The organism is Promicromonospora xylanilytica, from assembly GCF_054782895.1.
The window spans coordinates 13835-31054 of the sequence record NZ_BAAGRP010000002.1 but is presented as its reverse complement, the minus strand read 5'-3'; the positions used below and the strand labels follow the sequence as shown (position 1 = coordinate 31054).

At 71.3% G+C, this 17220-nt stretch carries 15 protein-coding genes; 12 read left to right on the top strand and 3 right to left on the bottom strand.

What is annotated here, in order from left to right; translation table 11 throughout:
• The first annotated feature begins 23 nt into the window (after positions 1-23).
• From ACYVK7_RS01955 to nucS, 3 genes are read left to right on the top strand one after another with little or no spacing between them, the layout of a single operon-like run.
• Positions 24-284 (top strand): F0F1 ATP synthase subunit epsilon, encoded by a 261-nt coding sequence (locus tag ACYVK7_RS01955; RefSeq protein WP_460885997.1) that lies wholly within the window; start codon positions 24-26, stop codon positions 282-284.
• Between the two features lie 12 nt (positions 285-296).
• The gene (locus ACYVK7_RS01950; protein WP_460885996.1) at positions 297-722 is read left to right on the top strand and encodes a DUF2550 domain-containing protein; all 426 of its coding nucleotides are present in this window, start codon (positions 297-299) and stop codon (positions 720-722) included.
• Positions 722-1417 (top strand): endonuclease NucS, encoded by a 696-nt coding sequence (gene nucS, locus ACYVK7_RS01945; protein WP_460885995.1) that lies wholly within the window; start codon positions 722-724, stop codon positions 1415-1417. Before ACYVK7_RS01950 ends, nucS begins: the two co-directional genes overlap by 1 nt.
• A gap of 2 nt (positions 1418-1419) precedes the next feature.
• Here the strand turns inward: nucS and ACYVK7_RS01940 are convergent, their stop codons facing one another.
• A complete protein-coding gene (locus tag ACYVK7_RS01940) occupies positions 1420-3453 on the bottom strand; it encodes a beta-galactosidase (RefSeq protein WP_460885994.1) in 2034 nt (677 codons plus the stop codon).
• A gap of 352 nt (positions 3454-3805) precedes the next feature.
• On the opposite strand from ACYVK7_RS01940, the gene ACYVK7_RS01935 reads away from it, so the two are divergent.
• The 3 genes from ACYVK7_RS01935 (at position 3806) to ACYVK7_RS01925 (ending at position 6416) form a co-directional block, all read left to right on the top strand.
• The gene (locus ACYVK7_RS01935; protein WP_460885993.1) at positions 3806-5056 is read left to right on the top strand and encodes an N-acetylglucosamine-6-phosphate deacetylase; all 1251 of its coding nucleotides are present in this window, start codon (positions 3806-3808) and stop codon (positions 5054-5056) included.
• 24 nt (positions 5057-5080) lie between these two features.
• Positions 5081-5701: a ribonuclease FAU-1 family protein gene (locus ACYVK7_RS01930; protein ID WP_460885992.1), complete on the top strand. Its 621-nt coding sequence runs from the start codon at positions 5081-5083 to the stop codon at positions 5699-5701.
• Positions 5702-5789: 88 nt separating this feature from the next.
• Positions 5790-6416: a GNAT family N-acetyltransferase gene (locus ACYVK7_RS01925; protein WP_460885991.1), complete on the top strand. Its 627-nt coding sequence runs from the start codon at positions 5790-5792 to the stop codon at positions 6414-6416.
• 4 nt (positions 6417-6420) lie between these two features.
• On the opposite strand, the gene ACYVK7_RS01920 is transcribed toward ACYVK7_RS01925, so the two are convergent.
• Positions 6421-8892 carry a glycoside hydrolase family 3 C-terminal domain-containing protein gene (locus ACYVK7_RS01920; protein WP_460885990.1) on the bottom strand — a complete coding sequence of 824 codons (2472 nt, stop codon included), beginning with the start codon at positions 8890-8892 and terminating at the stop codon, positions 6421-6423.
• Positions 8893-9141: 249 nt separating this feature from the next.
• Between ACYVK7_RS01920 and ACYVK7_RS01915 the strand changes: the two genes are divergently transcribed.
• From ACYVK7_RS01915 to ACYVK7_RS01905, 3 genes are read left to right on the top strand one after another with little or no spacing between them, the layout of a single operon-like run.
• Positions 9142-10794, top strand: a complete 1653-nt coding sequence (locus ACYVK7_RS01915; RefSeq protein ID WP_460885989.1) for an extracellular solute-binding protein — start codon at positions 9142-9144, stop codon at positions 10792-10794.
• The gene (locus ACYVK7_RS01910; RefSeq protein WP_460885988.1) at positions 10791-11783 is read left to right on the top strand and encodes an ABC transporter permease; all 993 of its coding nucleotides are present in this window, start codon (positions 10791-10793) and stop codon (positions 11781-11783) included. The genes ACYVK7_RS01915 and ACYVK7_RS01910 overlap by 4 nt, the downstream gene beginning before the upstream one ends.
• Positions 11780-12727: a carbohydrate ABC transporter permease gene (locus ACYVK7_RS01905; protein ID WP_460885987.1), complete on the top strand. Its 948-nt coding sequence runs from the start codon at positions 11780-11782 to the stop codon at positions 12725-12727. The genes ACYVK7_RS01910 and ACYVK7_RS01905 overlap by 4 nt, the downstream gene beginning before the upstream one ends.
• A gap of 20 nt (positions 12728-12747) precedes the next feature.
• Here the strand turns inward: ACYVK7_RS01905 and ACYVK7_RS01900 are convergent, their stop codons facing one another.
• Positions 12748-13764, bottom strand: coding sequence for a LacI family DNA-binding transcriptional regulator (locus tag ACYVK7_RS01900; protein ID WP_460885986.1), 1017 nt, complete (start codon positions 13762-13764; stop codon positions 12748-12750).
• A gap of 255 nt (positions 13765-14019) precedes the next feature.
• On the opposite strand from ACYVK7_RS01900, the gene ACYVK7_RS01895 reads away from it, so the two are divergent.
• From ACYVK7_RS01895 to ACYVK7_RS01885, 3 genes are read left to right on the top strand one after another with little or no spacing between them, the layout of a single operon-like run.
• Complete coding sequence (locus tag ACYVK7_RS01895; RefSeq protein WP_460885985.1) at positions 14020-15324, top strand: ABC transporter substrate-binding protein; 1305 nt, start codon at positions 14020-14022, stop codon at positions 15322-15324.
• Entirely contained in the window at positions 15317-16294 is a 978-nt protein-coding gene (locus ACYVK7_RS01890) for a carbohydrate ABC transporter permease (protein WP_460885984.1), read from the top strand. Before ACYVK7_RS01895 ends, ACYVK7_RS01890 begins: the two co-directional genes overlap by 8 nt.
• Position 16295: 1 nt before the next feature.
• Complete coding sequence (locus tag ACYVK7_RS01885; RefSeq protein WP_460885983.1) at positions 16296-17192, top strand: carbohydrate ABC transporter permease; 897 nt, start codon at positions 16296-16298, stop codon at positions 17190-17192.
• Positions 17193-17220: the final 28 nt, after the last annotated feature.

Below are 17220 nucleotides of genomic sequence, written 5' to 3'. Positions count from 1 at the left end.
CCGCTACATCGGAAGGAGCTCTCGTGGCAGAGCTGAGTGTGGACCTCGTGTCCCGGGACCGTAAGGTCTGGAGCGGTACGGCGACCCAGGTGAGCGCGCCGTCCGCGGACGGCCAGATCGGCATCCTGGCGAACCACACGCCGCTGCTGGCTGTGCTTCGCGCGGGCGCGATCAAGGTGGATACCGCCTCCGGCCCCGCCGTGGAGGCGCAGGTCACCGGTGGTTTCGTGTCCGTGGACAACAACCTCGTCACCCTGGTGGTCGACGAGATCTCCCTGGTCTGAGGGAGAGCGCGAGTGCCGGGCGTCATCTGGATCGCGATAGCGGTGGTCGGTGCGCTCGCGCTCGTGCTCGCAGCCGGTATCTCCCGGCTGCGGACGCTCTCTCGCAGAGTGGGTTCGTTCGACTGCAGTGCCCGGCCGACCGGAAACCCAGAGGGTTCCTGGACGCCGGGCATCGCCCAGTACGCGGTGGGCCGGATCGAGTGGTGGCGGTGCTGGTCGCTGTCGCCCCGTCCGGCCCGCACGTGGTACCGGGAGCGGCTGGCCGTGACCGGCCGCACCCCGCTGGACCCGGACGAGGGTGGTCAGGGTGACCACTACCTCGTCCAGTGCCGGTACGACGGGCTCGACTTCGAGCTCGATCTCGCTGCCGGCGACTACTTCGGCCTCGCCTCCTGGCTCGAGGCCGCCCCTCCCGGACGACAGGATCTGGTTCTCTGATGCGGCTGGTCGTGGCCGACTGCTCCGCCCTCTACACGGGCCGCCTGACCGCGATGCTCCCGCCGGCCACCCGGCTGCTCGTGGTCAAGGCTGACGGAAGCGTGCTGATTCACTCCGACGGCGGCTCGTACAAGCCGCTGAACTGGATGAGCCCCCCGTGCACCCTCGCGGTGCGTGAGCCCTCCGAGGAGGCTGCCGAGCGCGGCGTCACGGAGGTGTGGACCGTCCAGCACGCCAAGTCGGACGACCGGCTCGAGGTGGAGCTGTTCACGGTGCACCACGACTCCGCGCACGACCTGGGCATCGACCCGGGTCTCGTGAAGGACGGCGTGGAGGCGCACCTGCAGGAGCTGCTCGCCGAGCAGATCGCCCTGCTGGGCGACGGGCACACGCTGGTCCGTCGCGAGTACCCCACCGCTATCGGGCCCGTGGACATCCTGGCGCGGGACGCCTCCGGTGCCACGGTGGCCGTGGAGATCAAGCGCCGCGGCGACATCGACGGCGTCGAACAGCTCACGCGATACCTGGACCTGCTGAACCGGGACCCGATGCTGGCCCCGGTCCGCGGCGTGTACGCCGCCCAGGAGATCAAGCCGCAGGCGCGTGTGCTGGCCCATGACCGCGGTATCGGCACCCTCCTGCTGGACTACGACACCATGCGCGGCGCGGACGACCCGACGACCCGTCTCTTCTGACCCTACAGCTCGGTCAGTGACCAGGCGGCGTTCGGGGTCTCACGGATCACCGCGTAGCCCCCCGGGGCCACCACGATCCCCCGGTCCGTCGCCGCGTCCGTGACGAGGTCGTGGCCGGGGCCGGCCACCTGGACCGGCCGCTCGCCGTGGTGCAGCAGGAAGAGGTACGTGGCCGTGGCGCCCCGCCGTCGAACGGCCTCCAGGCCCGTGCCGACCGCCCCGGCGACGACCGGGCGCACGCCGTGCGACTCCAGCAGCTCCGCGACGAACGCGTCCCACGACTCCTGGACCAGCCGCGTCGACACGTACGTGGCCGTGCCGTCGCGGTCCCCGACGCGGTGCCGGGTGACTGCCGGCGAGCCCGCGAGGGCCCCTTCGGCGTAGGTGGCCAGCACCTCCGCCCCCCGCGCCTCGATCCGCTCGGTCCACTGGTGGACGACGGAGCCGTCGCTGAGCCTCTGGTCCTCGTCCGGCGCGAGCGGGCGGTGCTCCGTGACGCGCACGCCCAGGAGGTCGCGCAGGCGCCCGGGGTAGCCGCCGGGAACCACCCGCTGGTGCTCGTCCGCGACCCCCGTGAACCGGCCGACGACGAGCTGTCCGCCCGCCTCGACGTACCGGGTCAGCCACGTGACGGTGGCGGAGCCCAGGGCCATGAGGGTCGGCACGAACAGCGCCCGGTAGCGTCCGACGTCGGCTCCGGAACGCACGAAGTCGACGGCGACGCCGGCGCGCCACAGGGCGCGGTGGGTCGCCCGGGCCTCGGCCGCGTAGTCGAGGTCGTCGTTCGGCAGGTGCGGCGTCTCGAGCGACCACCAGCCCTCCGCGTCCCAGAGAATCGCGACGTCGGCGTCGACGACCGGTCCGTCCTCGGGCGGTGCCGCGACCTCCTGGAGGCGGCCGAGGAGCGCTCCGAGCTCGACGACGCCCTCGAACGTGCGGCTCTCCGGGCCGGCGTGCGGCACCATGGCGCTGTGCCAGGTCTCGGAGCCGCCGGCCGAGGCACGCCACTGGAAGAACAGCGCGCCCTGCGATCCCCTGGCGACATAGCCGAGAGAGTTGCGGATCATCCGGTCGGGGTCCTTGAAGGCCTGTCGCGCACCGTCCCGGATACCCGAGGCGCTCTGCTCCATGAGCAGCCACGGGCCACCGCCCCAGGACCTGGTCAGGTCCGCGCCGTACGCGACGTGGGCCTCGCCGTCCGGCCCCGGGGTGTCGAGATAGTGGTCCACGGAGACCAGGTCCAGGTGCTCGCTCCAGCCCCACTGGTCGAGGTGGTTCCAGGTGGGCAGCATGAAGTTGGTGGTGACGGGCGCCGCCGACCCGGCCGCGCGGAGCTCGTCGCGCTGCTCGGTGAAGGCGGCGAGCATCTCGTCGGAGCAGAACCGCTTGAAGTCCACCACGTGCGCGGGGTTGTGCAGGTACTGGGTCGCGCGCGGCGGCAGGATCTCGTCCCAGTCGTCGTACCGCTGGGACCAGAAGGCCGTGTTCCAGGCCTCGTTCAGGGCCGCGAGCGAGCCGTGCCGCTGACGCAGCCAGCGCCGGAAGGCCGCTGCCGCGTGCGGACCGTGGTCGACGGTGCCGTACTCGTTGTGCACGTGCCAGCCGCGCAGGCGCTGGTGGGCGCCGTACCGCTCGGCGAGGAACCGCGCGACGCGCCGGGCGGCGTGCCGGTAGGCGGGCGCGCTGATCGCGTACGTGTCCCGCGAGCCGTGGGACAGCCGGGTCCCGTCGGGCCGCACCGGCATCGCGTCGGGGTGCGCCCTCGTGAACCACGGCGGCGGGGACGCGGTGGGCGTGGCGAGGAAGAACCCGATCTCGTGGGCGTCGAGCAGCGCGACGACGTCGTCCAGCCACCCGGCGTCGAACTCTCCCTCGCGGGCCTCGATGGCGGCCCAGGAGAACACCCCGATCGTCACCGTGTTCACGCCGGCCCGGCGCATGAGCGCCATGTCCTCGGCGCAGACCTCGCGCGGCCACTGCTCGGGGTTGTAGTCGCCGCCGAAGAGCAGGCGGGCGGGTGCGAAGGGAACCGTCATGGATAGTCCTCGGGTCGGCGGGTACGGGAGGTCGGCGGGCACGGAGGTCGGCGGGGGAGACGGGGCGAAGCGACGACGGCAGGCGACCGCGGCTAGCGGCCGAGCTCTCCTGCCCGGTGGGCATCATTCACATCTTCCTTGACGTGCGGTGAATGCCTGGGCCGTTCTGGCGAAGCGCTTCGATGATGGGGTCTCATCGTTGTCAGGCACGGCAACGGCTGTCAATGCCGGTCGAAGCGGCTGCGCGGCGTGACGGCCGACTCAGCGTCGTCGTGGCGTGCGCCCGGCGGCCTCCCGACCGCGTGAGACCCGTGACGACCGGACCGGGGCGCGACCCTGGCAGGATGTCCGCATGACTGATTCCGGTGCTCTCGTGGTGCGTGGCCGCCTGGTCCAGCCGGCCCGGGTGGTGGACGACGGCGTCGTCGTCACCTCCGGTGGTCGCGTCACCTTCGCTGGTTCGCTGCCCGACGCCGTCGCGGCCGGCCACGGCCCACTCGTCGGGCTCGTCCCGCCCGCTCCGGAGACGTACGTCCTGCCCGGTCTCGTGGACCTGCACAACCACGGTGGAGGCGGCGTCTCGTTCCCGGACGTGACGTCGTCCGCCGCCGCGCTCGCCGGCGTGCTGGAGCACCGCCGCCACGGCACCACCACCATGCTCGCGTCGCTCGTGACGGCCCAGCCGGACGTGCTGCTCGAGCGTGCCGCCGTGCTGGCCGAGCTCGCCGTGGTCGGCGAGATCGAGGGCCTGCACGTGGAGGGACCGTTCCTCTCGTACCGCCGCAGGGGTGCGCACAACCCGGCTGACCTGCAGGAAGGCAGTGCCGAGCTGGTCAAGGACCTGGCCGCGGCAGCCCGCGGCTCTCTGCGCACCATGACGGTGGCTCCCGAGGTGCCGGGCGTCGCGGGTCCCGGGGGTGCCGCGCAGGCGCTGCTCGACGCCGGAGCGCTGCCCTCGCTCGGCCACACCGATGGCAGCACCGAACAGGCAGAGGCCCTGATCACGCAGGTCACCCGGGCCCTGGCCGCCCAGGGCGCACCGCGCGGGCCCATGACGGCCACCCATCTCTTCAACGGCATGCGCCCGCTGCACCACCGGACGCCCGGCCCCATCGCGGCGTGCCTGGCCGCGGCGGCGCGTGGCGACATGGTCGTCGAGCTCATCGGCGACGGGGTGCACCTCGACGCGGCGACCGTCCGCTCGGTGTTCGACATGGTGGGGGCCGACCAGGTGGCCCTGGTGACCGACGCGATGGCCGCGGCGGGCGTGGCCGACGGCCACTACGACCTGGGACCCATGTCGGTGGTGGTGCTCGACGGCGTCGCGCGCATCGCCGACGCGGCCGACCCCGGTGCGGAAGGTCCGATCGCCGGGGGCACCGCCCATCTCGTCGACGTCGTGCGCTGCGCCGTGGCGGGGGGCGTGCCCCTGCCGGACGCCGTGCGGTCCGCGACCGCCGTGCCCGCCCGCGTGCTGGGGCTGGCGGGTGAGGTGGGCTGTCTCGAGCCCGGCGCCCGCGCCGACGTGCTGGTCACCGACGCGGACCTGCGCCCGGTCCGGGTGCTGCGCCACGGTGTTGACGTCGATGTCGCCGGTGCGTAACGCACCGCTGTTAGCGTGCGGCGCATGACGTCTCCCGTGTTCCAGCCCGGCCAGACCGTAGTGCGGCGCGAGATCATGCGCGGCGAGCCGTGGATCGCGATCCCGCAGGTCTGCGTCCAGGACGACGGCGACCTGCTCGTCACCTACACGCCGGGCGGTACCCCGCTGGTGTACCCGCAGACCGGTACGTTCCCCGTGGGCGAGCACCCGTGGAAGACGGCAGGCGGCACGCGCTGGCGCGGGCACGGCAGGCTCGAGCTGCACTGGGCCGGGGTGGAGCACTCCCTCTTCCTGTTCTGGGCCGATCCCGAACGGGCCTTCCAGGGCTGGTACTTCAACCTCGAGGACGCGCCGCGGCGGACCGCCATCGGGTTCGACACGCTGGACCACGAGCTGGACGTCTGGTGGGCCGCGGACGCCGAGACCTACGAGTTCAAGGACGTCGCCGAGTTCGAGGAGACCGGGCCGGCGCGCTACCCGGGCCGCATGGAGCAGATCCGTGCCGAGGGCGACCGTATCGCCGCTCTGCTCGACGCCGGCGAGCTCTGGTGGGACAAGGCCTGGGCGGACTGGACGCCCGACCCGTCGTGGCAGCCCCGCGAGATCCCCGCCGGCTGGGCGAGCCTGCCGTTCGAGACGCGCTGAACCGCGACTCGCCGGTGGCGGCACCCACCGGAGAGGTCACCGCGGCAATTCCGGTGGCAACTCGGTTCGTGGGCGCTACGGTCGGTTCGTGCCCTCTTCCGTCCCGGTCCCCAGACCTGCCGCACCCGGTTCCTCCCCTCGACCCGCAGCACCCGCCCTCGCCTACCGCGACGAGCCCGCGTGGCCCGTGACCACCGACCGCCTCACGCTCCGCCCGGTCGTGCCCGACGACGCCGAGGCCTTCCTCGCCTGGCGCTCCCGCCCCTCCGTGGTGCGGTACATGTACCTGCCGCCGTGGGACCCCGCGACGGCGGCGCAGAAGCTGCGTACCTGGTCCGAGGCCCCGTTCGAGCAGCCCGGCGACGTCCTGGTGCTGGCCGTGGAGCTCGACGGCGAGGTCGTGGGCGAGACCCTGCTCAAGTGGGCGGCCGGTCCCCGGCAGGTCGAGGTCGGCTACGCCCTGCACCCGGACGTCAGCGGGCGGGGCCTCGCCACGGAGGCCGCCGGGGCGACCCTCCGCCTCGCCTTCGCCGCGTACGGCTTTCACCGCGTGTTCGCGCGCATCGACGAGGAGAACGCCGCCTCGGTGCGGGTCGCGGAACGCCTCGGCATGCGCCGCGAGGCACGCCTGGTGGAGAGCGACCTGCGCGACGGCGTCTGGTCCACCGAGGTGGTCTACGCGATCCTCGAGCACGAGCAGCCGGGGACCGCGTAGCGGCTCAGGCCCCGCCGGCGCCGACCGTGAGGTCCGCCCGCACCCGCAGGTCACCGGCCGACGGGCCGGACGCCACACCATAGGTACCCGGCTGCAGCACCATGGCACCGGCCTGCCACACGGCGAGCGCGCCCAGGTCCAGCGGGACCGGCACCTCCGCCGGCGCACCCGGCGCCAGCCGGACCCGCGCGTACCCCAGCAGCTGCCGGCGCGCCCCCGGCACCGGCAGGTCGGGGGACAGCCCGTACACGCCGACGAGCTCGTCCACGGACCGGTCGCCGGTGTTGCGCACCGAGACCATCGCCGTGGTCCCGCCACCCGCACCGGCGGGGCGCCGCGGTGTCGGAGCCGCCGCGCCGTCACGGACCAGCCGCAGCCCCTCGTAACCGACGGTCGTGTAGCTCAGCCCGTGCCCGAACCAGTACGCCGGCTCGCTCGCCAGGTGCCGGTAGGTGACACCCTGGCGGGCGACGTCGTAGTCGAACAGGTCCCCTGCCTGCGCCTCGGTGGCGGGCCAGGTCTGCGCGAGCCGCCCGTACGGCTCGGCGTCGCCGGAGAGCACGTCCACGAGCCCGCGCCCGGCCTCCTGCCCGCCGTGCGACGCCCACACGAGCGACCCCGGCGCCGCGCCGGCCCCGGGAAAGCCCGTCCCCAGCACGTACGGGTACGACGACGTGAGCACCAGCACCGCCGCCGGGCACGCCTCACGGGCCACCCGCCAGATCTCGGACATCGAGCCGGGCAGCTCGAGGCCGGTGCGGTCCTCGGTCTCGCGCCCGCCCAGGTGCGGGTCGTTGCCTGCGGCCACGAGCACGACATCGGCGCCCGCCGCCGCCCGGGCGACCTCCGCGTGTCCCGAGACGACGGTGCGCCACGTGAACCGTTCGGCGTCGGCGAGCCGGGTGCCGTCGGCGACCAGCAGGCCCGACCCGCGCTGCACCCGTAGCCAGCGTCCGCTCGCCACGTGGTGCAGCGACCAGGTGCCGTCGTCGTGGTGATGGCGCCGGAACGACTCCTGCACCACCCAGCCGCCGACCCGTTCGGCGTCGGCCCGCAGGATCCAGTCCGCGGCCGTCAGGAGCCGACCCGACGCGAGCGCACCGAAGGTGAGCAGGCCGTCACCCCAGTCGGTGACGTCCAGGTGGGTGTCCGGACCGGCGTCGGGCGCCGTCACGCTCACCTCGCCGTCCGCCGCGACCGTCACGTACGTGCCGGACGACGCCGCACGCAGCGCCACACGGTCCGCCCCCCGCGCGACCTCGACGACCGCGTCGGGGTAACGCTCCCTGACGGCACGCGCGAGGGACACCGTGTACGGCGGGGTGCCCGAGTACCAGTCCGTCAGGACCTGGTCGGCCAGCGGTCCGACGACCGCGACGCGCCCGGGCGCTCGCAGCGGCAGCGTCCCGTCGTTGTGCAGCAGCACGACGGACTTGGCGGCCGCCTCGCGGGCCAGCGCGCGGTGCTCGGGAAGGTCGATCGCCTCCGGCCCGATGTGGGCGTACGGGTCCGCCGGCCCGTCCAGCTCGCCGGTGCGCAGCCGCAGCTCGATCAGCCGCAGTGCGGCCGTGTCGACGTCGTCCGGCGTCAGCAGGCCGGCGTCCAGCGCCTCGCGCAGCCGTCCCAGCGTGACGGACGGGTCGGTGTCGTTGTCCGTGAACGAGTCGAGGCCCGCGCGTACGGCGGCCGCGTGCGCCTCGGCATGGGAGCCGAAGGCCCGCTGCACGGAGACCAGGAAGGTGGGCGCCCCCGCGTCGGAGACGACGGCCACCGACCCGGGGGCCCAGGAGCGCAGCTCGGTCAGCAGGTCGCCGGACGTGTGGGCCGGGACCCCGTTGACCAGGTTGTACGAGGGCATGACGGCACCGGCCACACCAGCTTCGACAGGGCCGCGGTAGGCAGGCAGCTCGTACTCGTGCAGGGTCCGCTCGGACAGGTTCGACGACGTCGCCGAGCGGTCGGTCTCGTTTCCGTAGCCGAGGAAGTGCTTGAGGGCAGGCACCGTCTTCCAGACCGTCGGGTGGTCACCGCGCAGGCCGCCGCAGTACGCCGTGGCGAGCCGGGACACGAGGCGGGGCTCCTCGCTGTACCCCTCCTCGCCGCGCCCCCAGGCGGGGTGGCGCAGCGGGTTCACGACCGGCGCCCAGACGTTCAGGGACACCGCGGGGTCCTCGGCGTGCTTGGCACGCAGCTCGGTCGCGACCAGGTCGCCGAGCCGGCGCAGCAGGTCGGTGTCCCAGGTGGCGCCCAGCCCGACGGGCTGCGGCAGCACCGTCGCCCGGCCGAGCCACGCGACGCCGTGCAGGGCCTCGGCGCCGGTGTGGAAGGCAGCGAGGCCGAGCCGCTCGATCGCGGGCTGGTGCTGGTGCAGCAGGCTCAGGCGCTCGCCCGGCGTCAGCCGGTCGAGGAGGTCGCGTGCCCTGTCGGCCAACGGCGCCGCGGGGTCCCGGAAAAGGTGCTGTGTCTCGTCTGGCACGTCGTCGTGCTCCCTTGTCGTCCGGGGCTGCCCGGGTGGTCGTCAGCGTCCGGTCGAAAGGGTAGACGCGCTCTCGAAACGGTTCAATGGCCTGCGGGCAATATGAGCGATTCATTGCCCTGGATCCCAGCATTGCCCTATGGTTTTGCCATCGATAGAGGTCGAAGCGCTTCGACGTTGATTCGCCAGCACCCCTGTCGACTCCGGGCACACTGACGTGCCGCTCTGCCCACGAAGGAGTGAAGAGCCATGACAGCACCTCTGCTGACCGGTCGGCTGGACCGACGGTCGTTCCTCGGCTTTCTGGCGGTCGGCGCCGGCGTCGTCGGCGTACCGTCCCTGCTCACCGGGTGCACCACGGCCGCAGGTGGACCGGTCGCCGCCCCCGGGGCCGTGACCGCCGCCAACCTGCCCGCGTACGTGCCCGTCGAGTACGTGAAGCCGGACTTCCCCAGCGTGAACGGTTCCACCGCCGGCTACGCGAGCATCCCCGAGGAGCTCGTCACCGCCTTCGAGACCCCGCCCGGCTCCGGCGGCACCTACACGGCGATGACGCCGCTGTGGAGCACCATCCCGTCCACCCAGGGCAACGCGTACTTCGACGCCGTGAACGAGGCGCTCGGGACCACCGTCGAGTTCCAGATCTCGGACGGGAACACCTACGGCGACAAGCTCGCCGCCGTGCTCGCGTCCGCGAAGGACGTGCCCGACTGGGTGTGCGTGCCCACGTGGAACGTCCCGCCGCGGTTCGGCCAGGCGGTTGACGCGCTGTTCCAGGACCTCACGCCGTTCCTGGCCGGCGACAAGGTGAAGAAGTACAAGAACCTCGCCAACCTCCCGACCGACGCGTGGCGGTTCTGCGTCTTCGACGACAAGCTCTACGGCCTGCCCTTCCCCGGCGAGGTGGTCAACAACGCGATCTTCCACCGTGCCGACCTCTTCGCCGAGCTGGGCATCGAGGCTGCGCCCACCACCGCGACGGAGCTGCTCGAGCTCGCCAAGGAGGTGACCGACCCGGGCAAGAACCGCTGGGGCGCGAACGACCTGTGGGTCGCGGCGAACATGATGTTCGCGGTGCCGCCGCTCGACCGCTGGAGGCTGGACGACGCGGGCAAGCTGGTCCACCGCATCGAGACGGAGGAGTACCGGGCGGCTCTCGACTGGCAGGTCAAGCTCTACGCGTCGGGTGCCGTGCACCCGGACGCCGTGGCCGACCGCCCGGAGGCGGCCAAGCCGAACTTCGAGTCCGGCGCGGTGCTGATCAGCACCGACGGCGTGGGCGGCTGGCACGAGGCGCTCGGTCGGATGCTCGCGGTGAACCCCGGCTACGACCAGCGCCCGTTCCCCTTCTTCGCGGCCGAGGGCGGCGACCCGGCACTGTGGAAGGGCGCCCCGGCCAACATCTTCTCGTTCCTCAAGAAGAACGACGACCCGGCGAAGATCGAGGAGCTGCTCGCGGTGGCGGACTTCCTGGCCTCCCCGTTCGGCACCGCGGAGTACAACCTGATCAACTTCGGCGTGGAGGGCACGCACTACGAGCTCGACGAGCACGGCCTGCCTGCGCCGACCGAGAAGGCGGCCACGGAGGTGGCCCAGTCCTACATCTTCCTGGTGGACCCGCCGGTGGTGAACGCCAAGGTGCAGTACCCCGGCTTCGTCGAGGCGTTCTGCACGTGGATGGCCGACGCGTCCCAGTACCTGGTCGAGGACCTGTTCTTCGGCATGCAGATCTCCGAGCCGGCGCAGTACGCCGCACTCAAGGCGCCGTTCGAGGACCTCGAGAAGGACATCGCACGCGGGCGCAAGACCATGGCCGACCTCGACGAAGCGGTGGCGACGTGGAGCAGCTCCGGCGGTGAGGAGCTGCGCGCTTTCTACCAGGACATCCTGGACAACAAGTGAGCGCCGACACCGCGGCACGAACCGCCGACGACACCGCCGCACGTCCGGCGGCCGTGGCGCAGGGCGCGCTCCGCCGCAAGGTGCCCTGGACCACGCGGCTGCGCAAGGACCGCACCCTGCTGATCATGGTGGCCCCCGCCGTGCTGCTCCTCGCCGTCTTCGCGTACGTTCCGATGCTCGGCAACGTGGTGGCCTGGCAGGACTACTCGCCGTACGTCGGTGTCCGGGAGAGCCCGTTCGTCGGGTGGGCCAACTTCGCGCGGGTGTTCACGAACCCGCTGTTCCTGGACGCCGTGTCGAACACGCTGGTCATCACCGCGTTCCAGCTCGTGTTCTTCTTCCCGGTGCCGATCGTGCTCGCGCTGCTCCTCAACAGCGTGCTGACCCCGGCCCTGCGCACCACGATCCAGTCGATCGTGTACCTGCCCCACTTCTTCTCGTGGGTGATCGTCGTGACCATCTTCCAGCAGATCTTCGGCGGGGCGGGGGTCGTGGCGACCAGGCTGCGGGAGGCGGGGTACACAGGCTTCGACCTGATGACCAACCCGGACACGTTCCTGCTGCTCCTCACCGCGCAGTCCGTCTGGAAGGACGCCGGCTGGGGGATCATCATCTTCCTCGCCGCGCTCGCCACCGTGGACACCCAGCTCTACGAGGCGTCGGTGGTGGACGGCGCGGGCCGGTGGCGCCGCATGTGGCACGTGACCCTCCCGGCACTGCGGCCGGTGATCATCCTGCTCCTGATCCTGCGGCTGGGCGACTCGCTCACCGTCGGGTTCGAGCAGCTCATCCTCCAGCGCGGTGCCGTGGGTACCGACGTGGCGGAGGTGCTCGACACGTTCGTCTACTACCAGGGTGTCGTGAACGGCGACTGGGCCTTCGCGGCCGCCGCCGGGCTCGTCAAGGGCCTGGTGTCGCTCGCCCTGGTGCTCGGGGCCAACAAGCTCGCCCATCTCGTGGGCGAGGCGGGGGTGTATCAGCGCGCATGACCGTCCGAACAGAGAACCGGTCCACCCGGTACCGCGCACTGCTGCGCGGCAAGAACCGCCCGGTCTGGGAGGAGGACCCCAACCCGTTGGGACTCGTCGTCAAGGGGGTCGCGCTGCTGGTCATCGTGGCCACGGTGCTGTTCCCCCTGTACACGGTGGTGCTCACCAGCCTCTCCACCCAGGCGGACATCACCCGGTCGGGCGGCCTCGTCACCGTGCCGGGCGGCCTGTCGCTCTCGGCCTACACCCAGATCCTGTCCGGCGGGATCGTCACGCGGGCCACGATCGTCAGCGTCGGCATCACGGTGGTCGGCACGGTGCTGTCCACCACGGTGTCGGTGCTGGCCGCGTACGGGCTCAGCCGGCCTGGCTCGTTCGCGCACCGCCCGGTGCTCTTCCTCTTCCTCATCACCATGTTCTTCGGTGCCGGGATGATCCCGACCTACCTGCTGGTGAGCAACCTGGGGCTGATCGACAGCTACTGGTCGCTCATCCTCCCGGGGGCGGTGAGCGCGTTCAACGTGCTGATCCTGCGGGCGTTCTTCATGGGCATCGACCGGTCCATCACGGACGCCGCCCGGATCGACGGCGCGGGGGACTGGCGCATCCTCGGGCAGATCGTCCTGCCCATGTCGAAGGCCGTCGTGGCGGTGGTCGCACTGTTCTACGGCGTCGGCTACTGGAACGCGTTCTTCAACGCGATGCTCTACATCAACGACAACGCGAAGTGGCCGCTGCAGCTCGTGCTGCGCTCCTACGTGCTGCAGGGAGTGACGCTCCCCGGCAGCGGCGTGGGCCAGGTGGACGTCGACGACGGCGCCGTGACGGGGCTGCCCGTGAAGATGGCGGTGATGGTGCTCGCGATCATCCCGATCCTCGTGGTGTACCCCATGGTGCAGCGGCACTTCACGAAGGGCGTGATCTTCGGGGCCATCAAGGGGTGAGCCGCACCGGGAGCCCGCCGTCAGCCGAGCGCGCCGGCGGGCCCGTACGCCGAGCTCGCGCGCTCGGTGAGCACGGGGGCGAGCAGCCTGGTCTCGGACGGCTGCTCGCCCTCGAGGCGCGCCATGACCATGTCGACGGCCACCTTGCCGATGTCCTCGGCGGGCAGGTCGATGCTGGTCATCGGCATTCGCTGGGAGAGCGCTACGTCCCTGGGGCACACCGCGACCACGGACATGTCGGTGCCGACCACGATGCCGCGGTCGGCCAGGCGGGCCAGCACATGGGGGAGGGCACCCTCGTTGTGCACGACGATCCCCGTGGTGTCCGGCGCGGTGGCCAGGAGCGTGTCGACCGCCTCCGAGGCGCCCGACGGCGTGGAGTCGCACGCCTCCACCCTGACCGTCAGCGCGGAGCTCTTGGCCTGGTTCCGCACGCCCCGCATCATCCGCTCGGCGTAGGAGGTGTGCCGCCGCAGCACCTCCGGCGGCGAGCCGATGAGCGCGACGTCGGTGTGGCCGGACCCGGCGAGGTGCCGTACCGCGAGCCGCCCGGCGGCCTCGAAGTCGAGGTCGACGCAGCTCAGGCCTTCGGGATCCTGGGGCAGGCCGATCAGTACCGTGGGCTGCTTGGCGGCCGCGACGAGGGGCACGCGCGGGTCGTCCGCCTCGATGTCCATCATGACCAGGGCGTCCACCATGGACCCGCTGGTCACGCGGTCGAGGCCGCTCACGTCGTCCTGGGTCAGCAGCAGCACGTCATGGTCGAAGTCCCGCGCGCGGGTGACCACTCCGGCGACGAACTGCATGATGACCGGCACGCTCACGCCGACGCGCAGCGGCGCCATGAGCGCGATGACGTTGGTGCGGGACGACGCCAGCGCGCGCGCACCGGCGTGCGGCCGGTAGCCGAGCTTCTCGATGGCGCGCTCGACCCGGGCCCGCGTGGGCGCGGAGATGGGCCGCTTGCCCGACAGCACGTAGGACACGGTCGAGGTCGAAACCCCCGCCGCCCTGGCGACGTCGTCGATCGTAGCCACGGAGCTCCTCATCTCGTCGGTACCGCAGGGTGCCTGGTGCGGTGGCAGGTGGGCGCGTGACGCGCCGGCACACCAGTGTGCCGCATGGCAGGGAAGCGCTTCGACAAAATACTAGCCTGCCTGTTCAACTATGGCACTGGACACGCGCCGCCGCACAGGGTTAGCGTGTTGAAACGCTTCGACGATCCAGACGCGGAAGTCTGGACGCGACCGAGAAGGGGGAGCCCATCGGGCTCTGCGAACCAAGGAGATGCGATGAAGCACCAGCGGACGATGACTGCCGTGGCGACCGTGCTGGCCGGCGCCCTGGCCCTGACGGGCTGCACCGGGCAGAGCGGCGGGGGCGGCGACACCGATGACAGCACGCTGACGATCTGGCACTACGAGAACGAGGACTCGGCGATGGGCAAGGCCTGGGCCGAGGCCATCAAGATCTTCGAGGAGGAGAACCCGGACGTCACCGTCGAGGTGGAGAAGCAGACGTTCGAGCAGATCCAGAAGAACGCCAAGATCGTGCTCACGGGCGACGACGTGCCCGACGTCATGGAGTTCAACAAGGGCAACGCGACCGCGGGCCAGCTCGCGGCGCAGGGCCTGCTGACCCCGCTGACCGACGCCGCCACCGAGCGCGGGTGGGACGAGAAGCTGACCGGCTCGCTCGCGGCCACCGCGACGTACGACGAGCAGGGGCTCATGGGCTCCGGCGAGTGGTACGGGGTGCCGAACTACGGCGAGTTCGTCGGCGTCTACTACAACAAGGACATGTTCGCCGAGCACGGGCTCGAGGTGCCGACCAGCCTGGACGAGCTCGACGCCGTCCTGGCCGCCTTCAAGAAGGAGGGCATCACGCCGCTGGCGGAGGCCGGCGCGGAGTACCCGCTCGGCCAGCTCTGGTACGAGCTCGTGCTGGCGTACGGAGACCGTGCCCTGGTGGACGACTACCAGCTCTTCGCGAACGACGTCGACTTCCACTCCGAAGCGATGACGAAGGCCACGGAGAAGCTCGACGAGTGGATCGAGAAGGGGTACATCGCCCCCGACTCCGCGGCCCTGACGGCCGAGGACATGGGCGTCTCGTTCATCGACGGCACCTACCCGCTCATGGTCAGCGGCTCCTGGTGGTTCGGCCGCCTCGCGACCGAGGTCGAGGCCGACTGGGGCCAGTTCAACTTCCCCGGCAACACGCTGCACACCGGCTCGTCGGGCAACCTGTGGGTGGTCCCGGCCAACGCCGACTCGACCAGCCTCGCCGAGGAGTTCATCGACATCACGCTGCGGCCCGAGGTCCAGAACATCCTCGCCGCCGAGGGCGGTCTGCCCGTCGCCGGTGACGCCTCGGTCATCGAGGACGAGCGCACCCGGGAGCTCACCGAGAACTTCCAGGCGATCCTCGACGAGGACGGCCTGGCGTTCTACCCGGACTGGCCCGTGGCCGGCTACTACGACGTGCTCGTCAGCGAGCTGCAGTCCCTCGTCAACCGGTCCAAGACCCCGGAAGAGGTCCTCGACGGGCTGCAGGGCTCGTACGACGAAGGCAAGGCCGACCTGCTCGATGGCTGACAGCACCCTGACCGAAGAACGGCCGCGCGCGGCCGAGCGCCCACGGGCGCAGGGGCCGCGCCGTCGCCGTCGGGCGCCGTGGGTGGGGTACCTGCCCTACCTGCTGCCCGGTGGGATCGCATTCCTCGTGGTCATCGGGTACCCGCTCGTGACGAACGTGTACTTCAGCCTGTTCAGGTGGCGCGGCGGCATGGCGCCGCTACGCTGGAACGGCCTGGGCAACTACGCGGACCTGCTGGGCGACGACAAGTTCTGGACGTCGTTCGCCAACTCCGCGGCGATGATCGTCGCGATGGTCGTGGTGCCGACGCTGCTGGGCCTCGTGCTCGCCGCGGTGCTGTTCGACTACCTCGGCCGGCGGTTCGGCGAGCGCGTCTCCTCGGTGCTGCGGGCCACCTACTACCTGCCACAGATCCTGCCCGTCGCCGTGGCGGGCGTGCTGTGGAACTGGATCCTGAACTCCCAGACCGGTGCGCTCAACGTGATCCTGCGCGGGATCGGCATCGAGACGCCGCCCAACTGGCTCGGCGACCCCACCACGGCGCTGCCGTCGGTGATGCTCGTGCTGATCTGGGTGCAGATGGGCTATCCCGTGGTCATCTTCATGGCGGCCCTGCAGCGCGTCGACCCGGAGCTCTACGAGGCCGCGGAGCTCGACGGCGCCGGATGGTGGGACCGGTTCCGGGCCATCACGGTGCCCCAGATCCGGCCCGAGGTCTTCGTGGTCACACTGACCTGCACGGTGGCCGCGCTCAAGGTGTTCGGACCCATCTACGTGCTGACGCGCGGCGGGCCCGAGAGCTCGACGCTCGTCCCGAGCTACTACTCCTACCTGAGCTTCTTCGACAAGTCCCAGGTCGGCTACGGGTCCGCGATCGCCACGGTGCTCACGCTCGTGATCGTCGTCGTGGCCGTGGTCATCCTCGGCCTGCAGGGCCGAGCGGAACGACGTGAGCGGGAGGGGATCTGACATGGCTGTCGCCACAGACGTACGCGCGACCGCGCGCCGGACCCGGGCGAGCGGCACCGCCGTCGACGCCAGGTACCGTCGCGGTCCCGGCCGCTGGCTCGTGCTGGCGCTCGCGGTCCTCGTAGGGCTCGCGGTCCTCGCGCCGTTCGGGATCATGCTGCTCAACGCCTTCAAGTCGCCGCAGGACTACGCGGCGAACGGGCCGTTGGCGCTGCCGTCCGGCCTCTACCTCGACGGGGTCGTGGCCTTCTGGGAGCGCACCGACTTCCCGGTGAAGCTCTGGAACTCGGTGTTCATCTCAGCGATCGTCGCGGTGCTCGGCGCGCTGCTGTCGCTGCTGAACGCCTACGCGATCGGCATCGGCCGGGTGAAGGGGCGGCTGTGGATCGTCGCGCTGTTCCTGCTGGCGAACATGCTGCCGCAGGAGGCCCTGATCTACCCGCTGTTCACCATGGCGCAGTCGGTCGGGCTCTCGAACTCCCAGTGGTCGGTGATCATCATCTTCACCGTCATCCAGTCGGCGTTCGGCACCTACCTGCTCTCCTCGGTGCTCGGCACGTTCCCGCCGGCGCTGCTGGAAGCCGCGGCGCTCGACGGCGCGAGCCGGTGGCGCATCCTCTGGCAGGTCGTCTTCCCGATCGTGCGGCCCACGCTCTCGGTCCTGATGATCTTCTTCTTCATCTGGACCTGGAACGAGTTCTTCATCCCGCTGGTCATGCTGACCAGCAACGACACCCAGACGATCCCCATCGCACTGGCCTCCCTGCAGGGCGATCGCATGATGGACGCGCCGACGATCAACGCGGGCTCGCTCGTGTCGCTGGTACCGGCCGTCATCTTCTTCCTGATCTTCCAGCGCACCCTGACCAGGGGCGTGACCGCCGGAGCGGTCAAGTGAACCCGTCCCACGACGCCCTACAGAAACG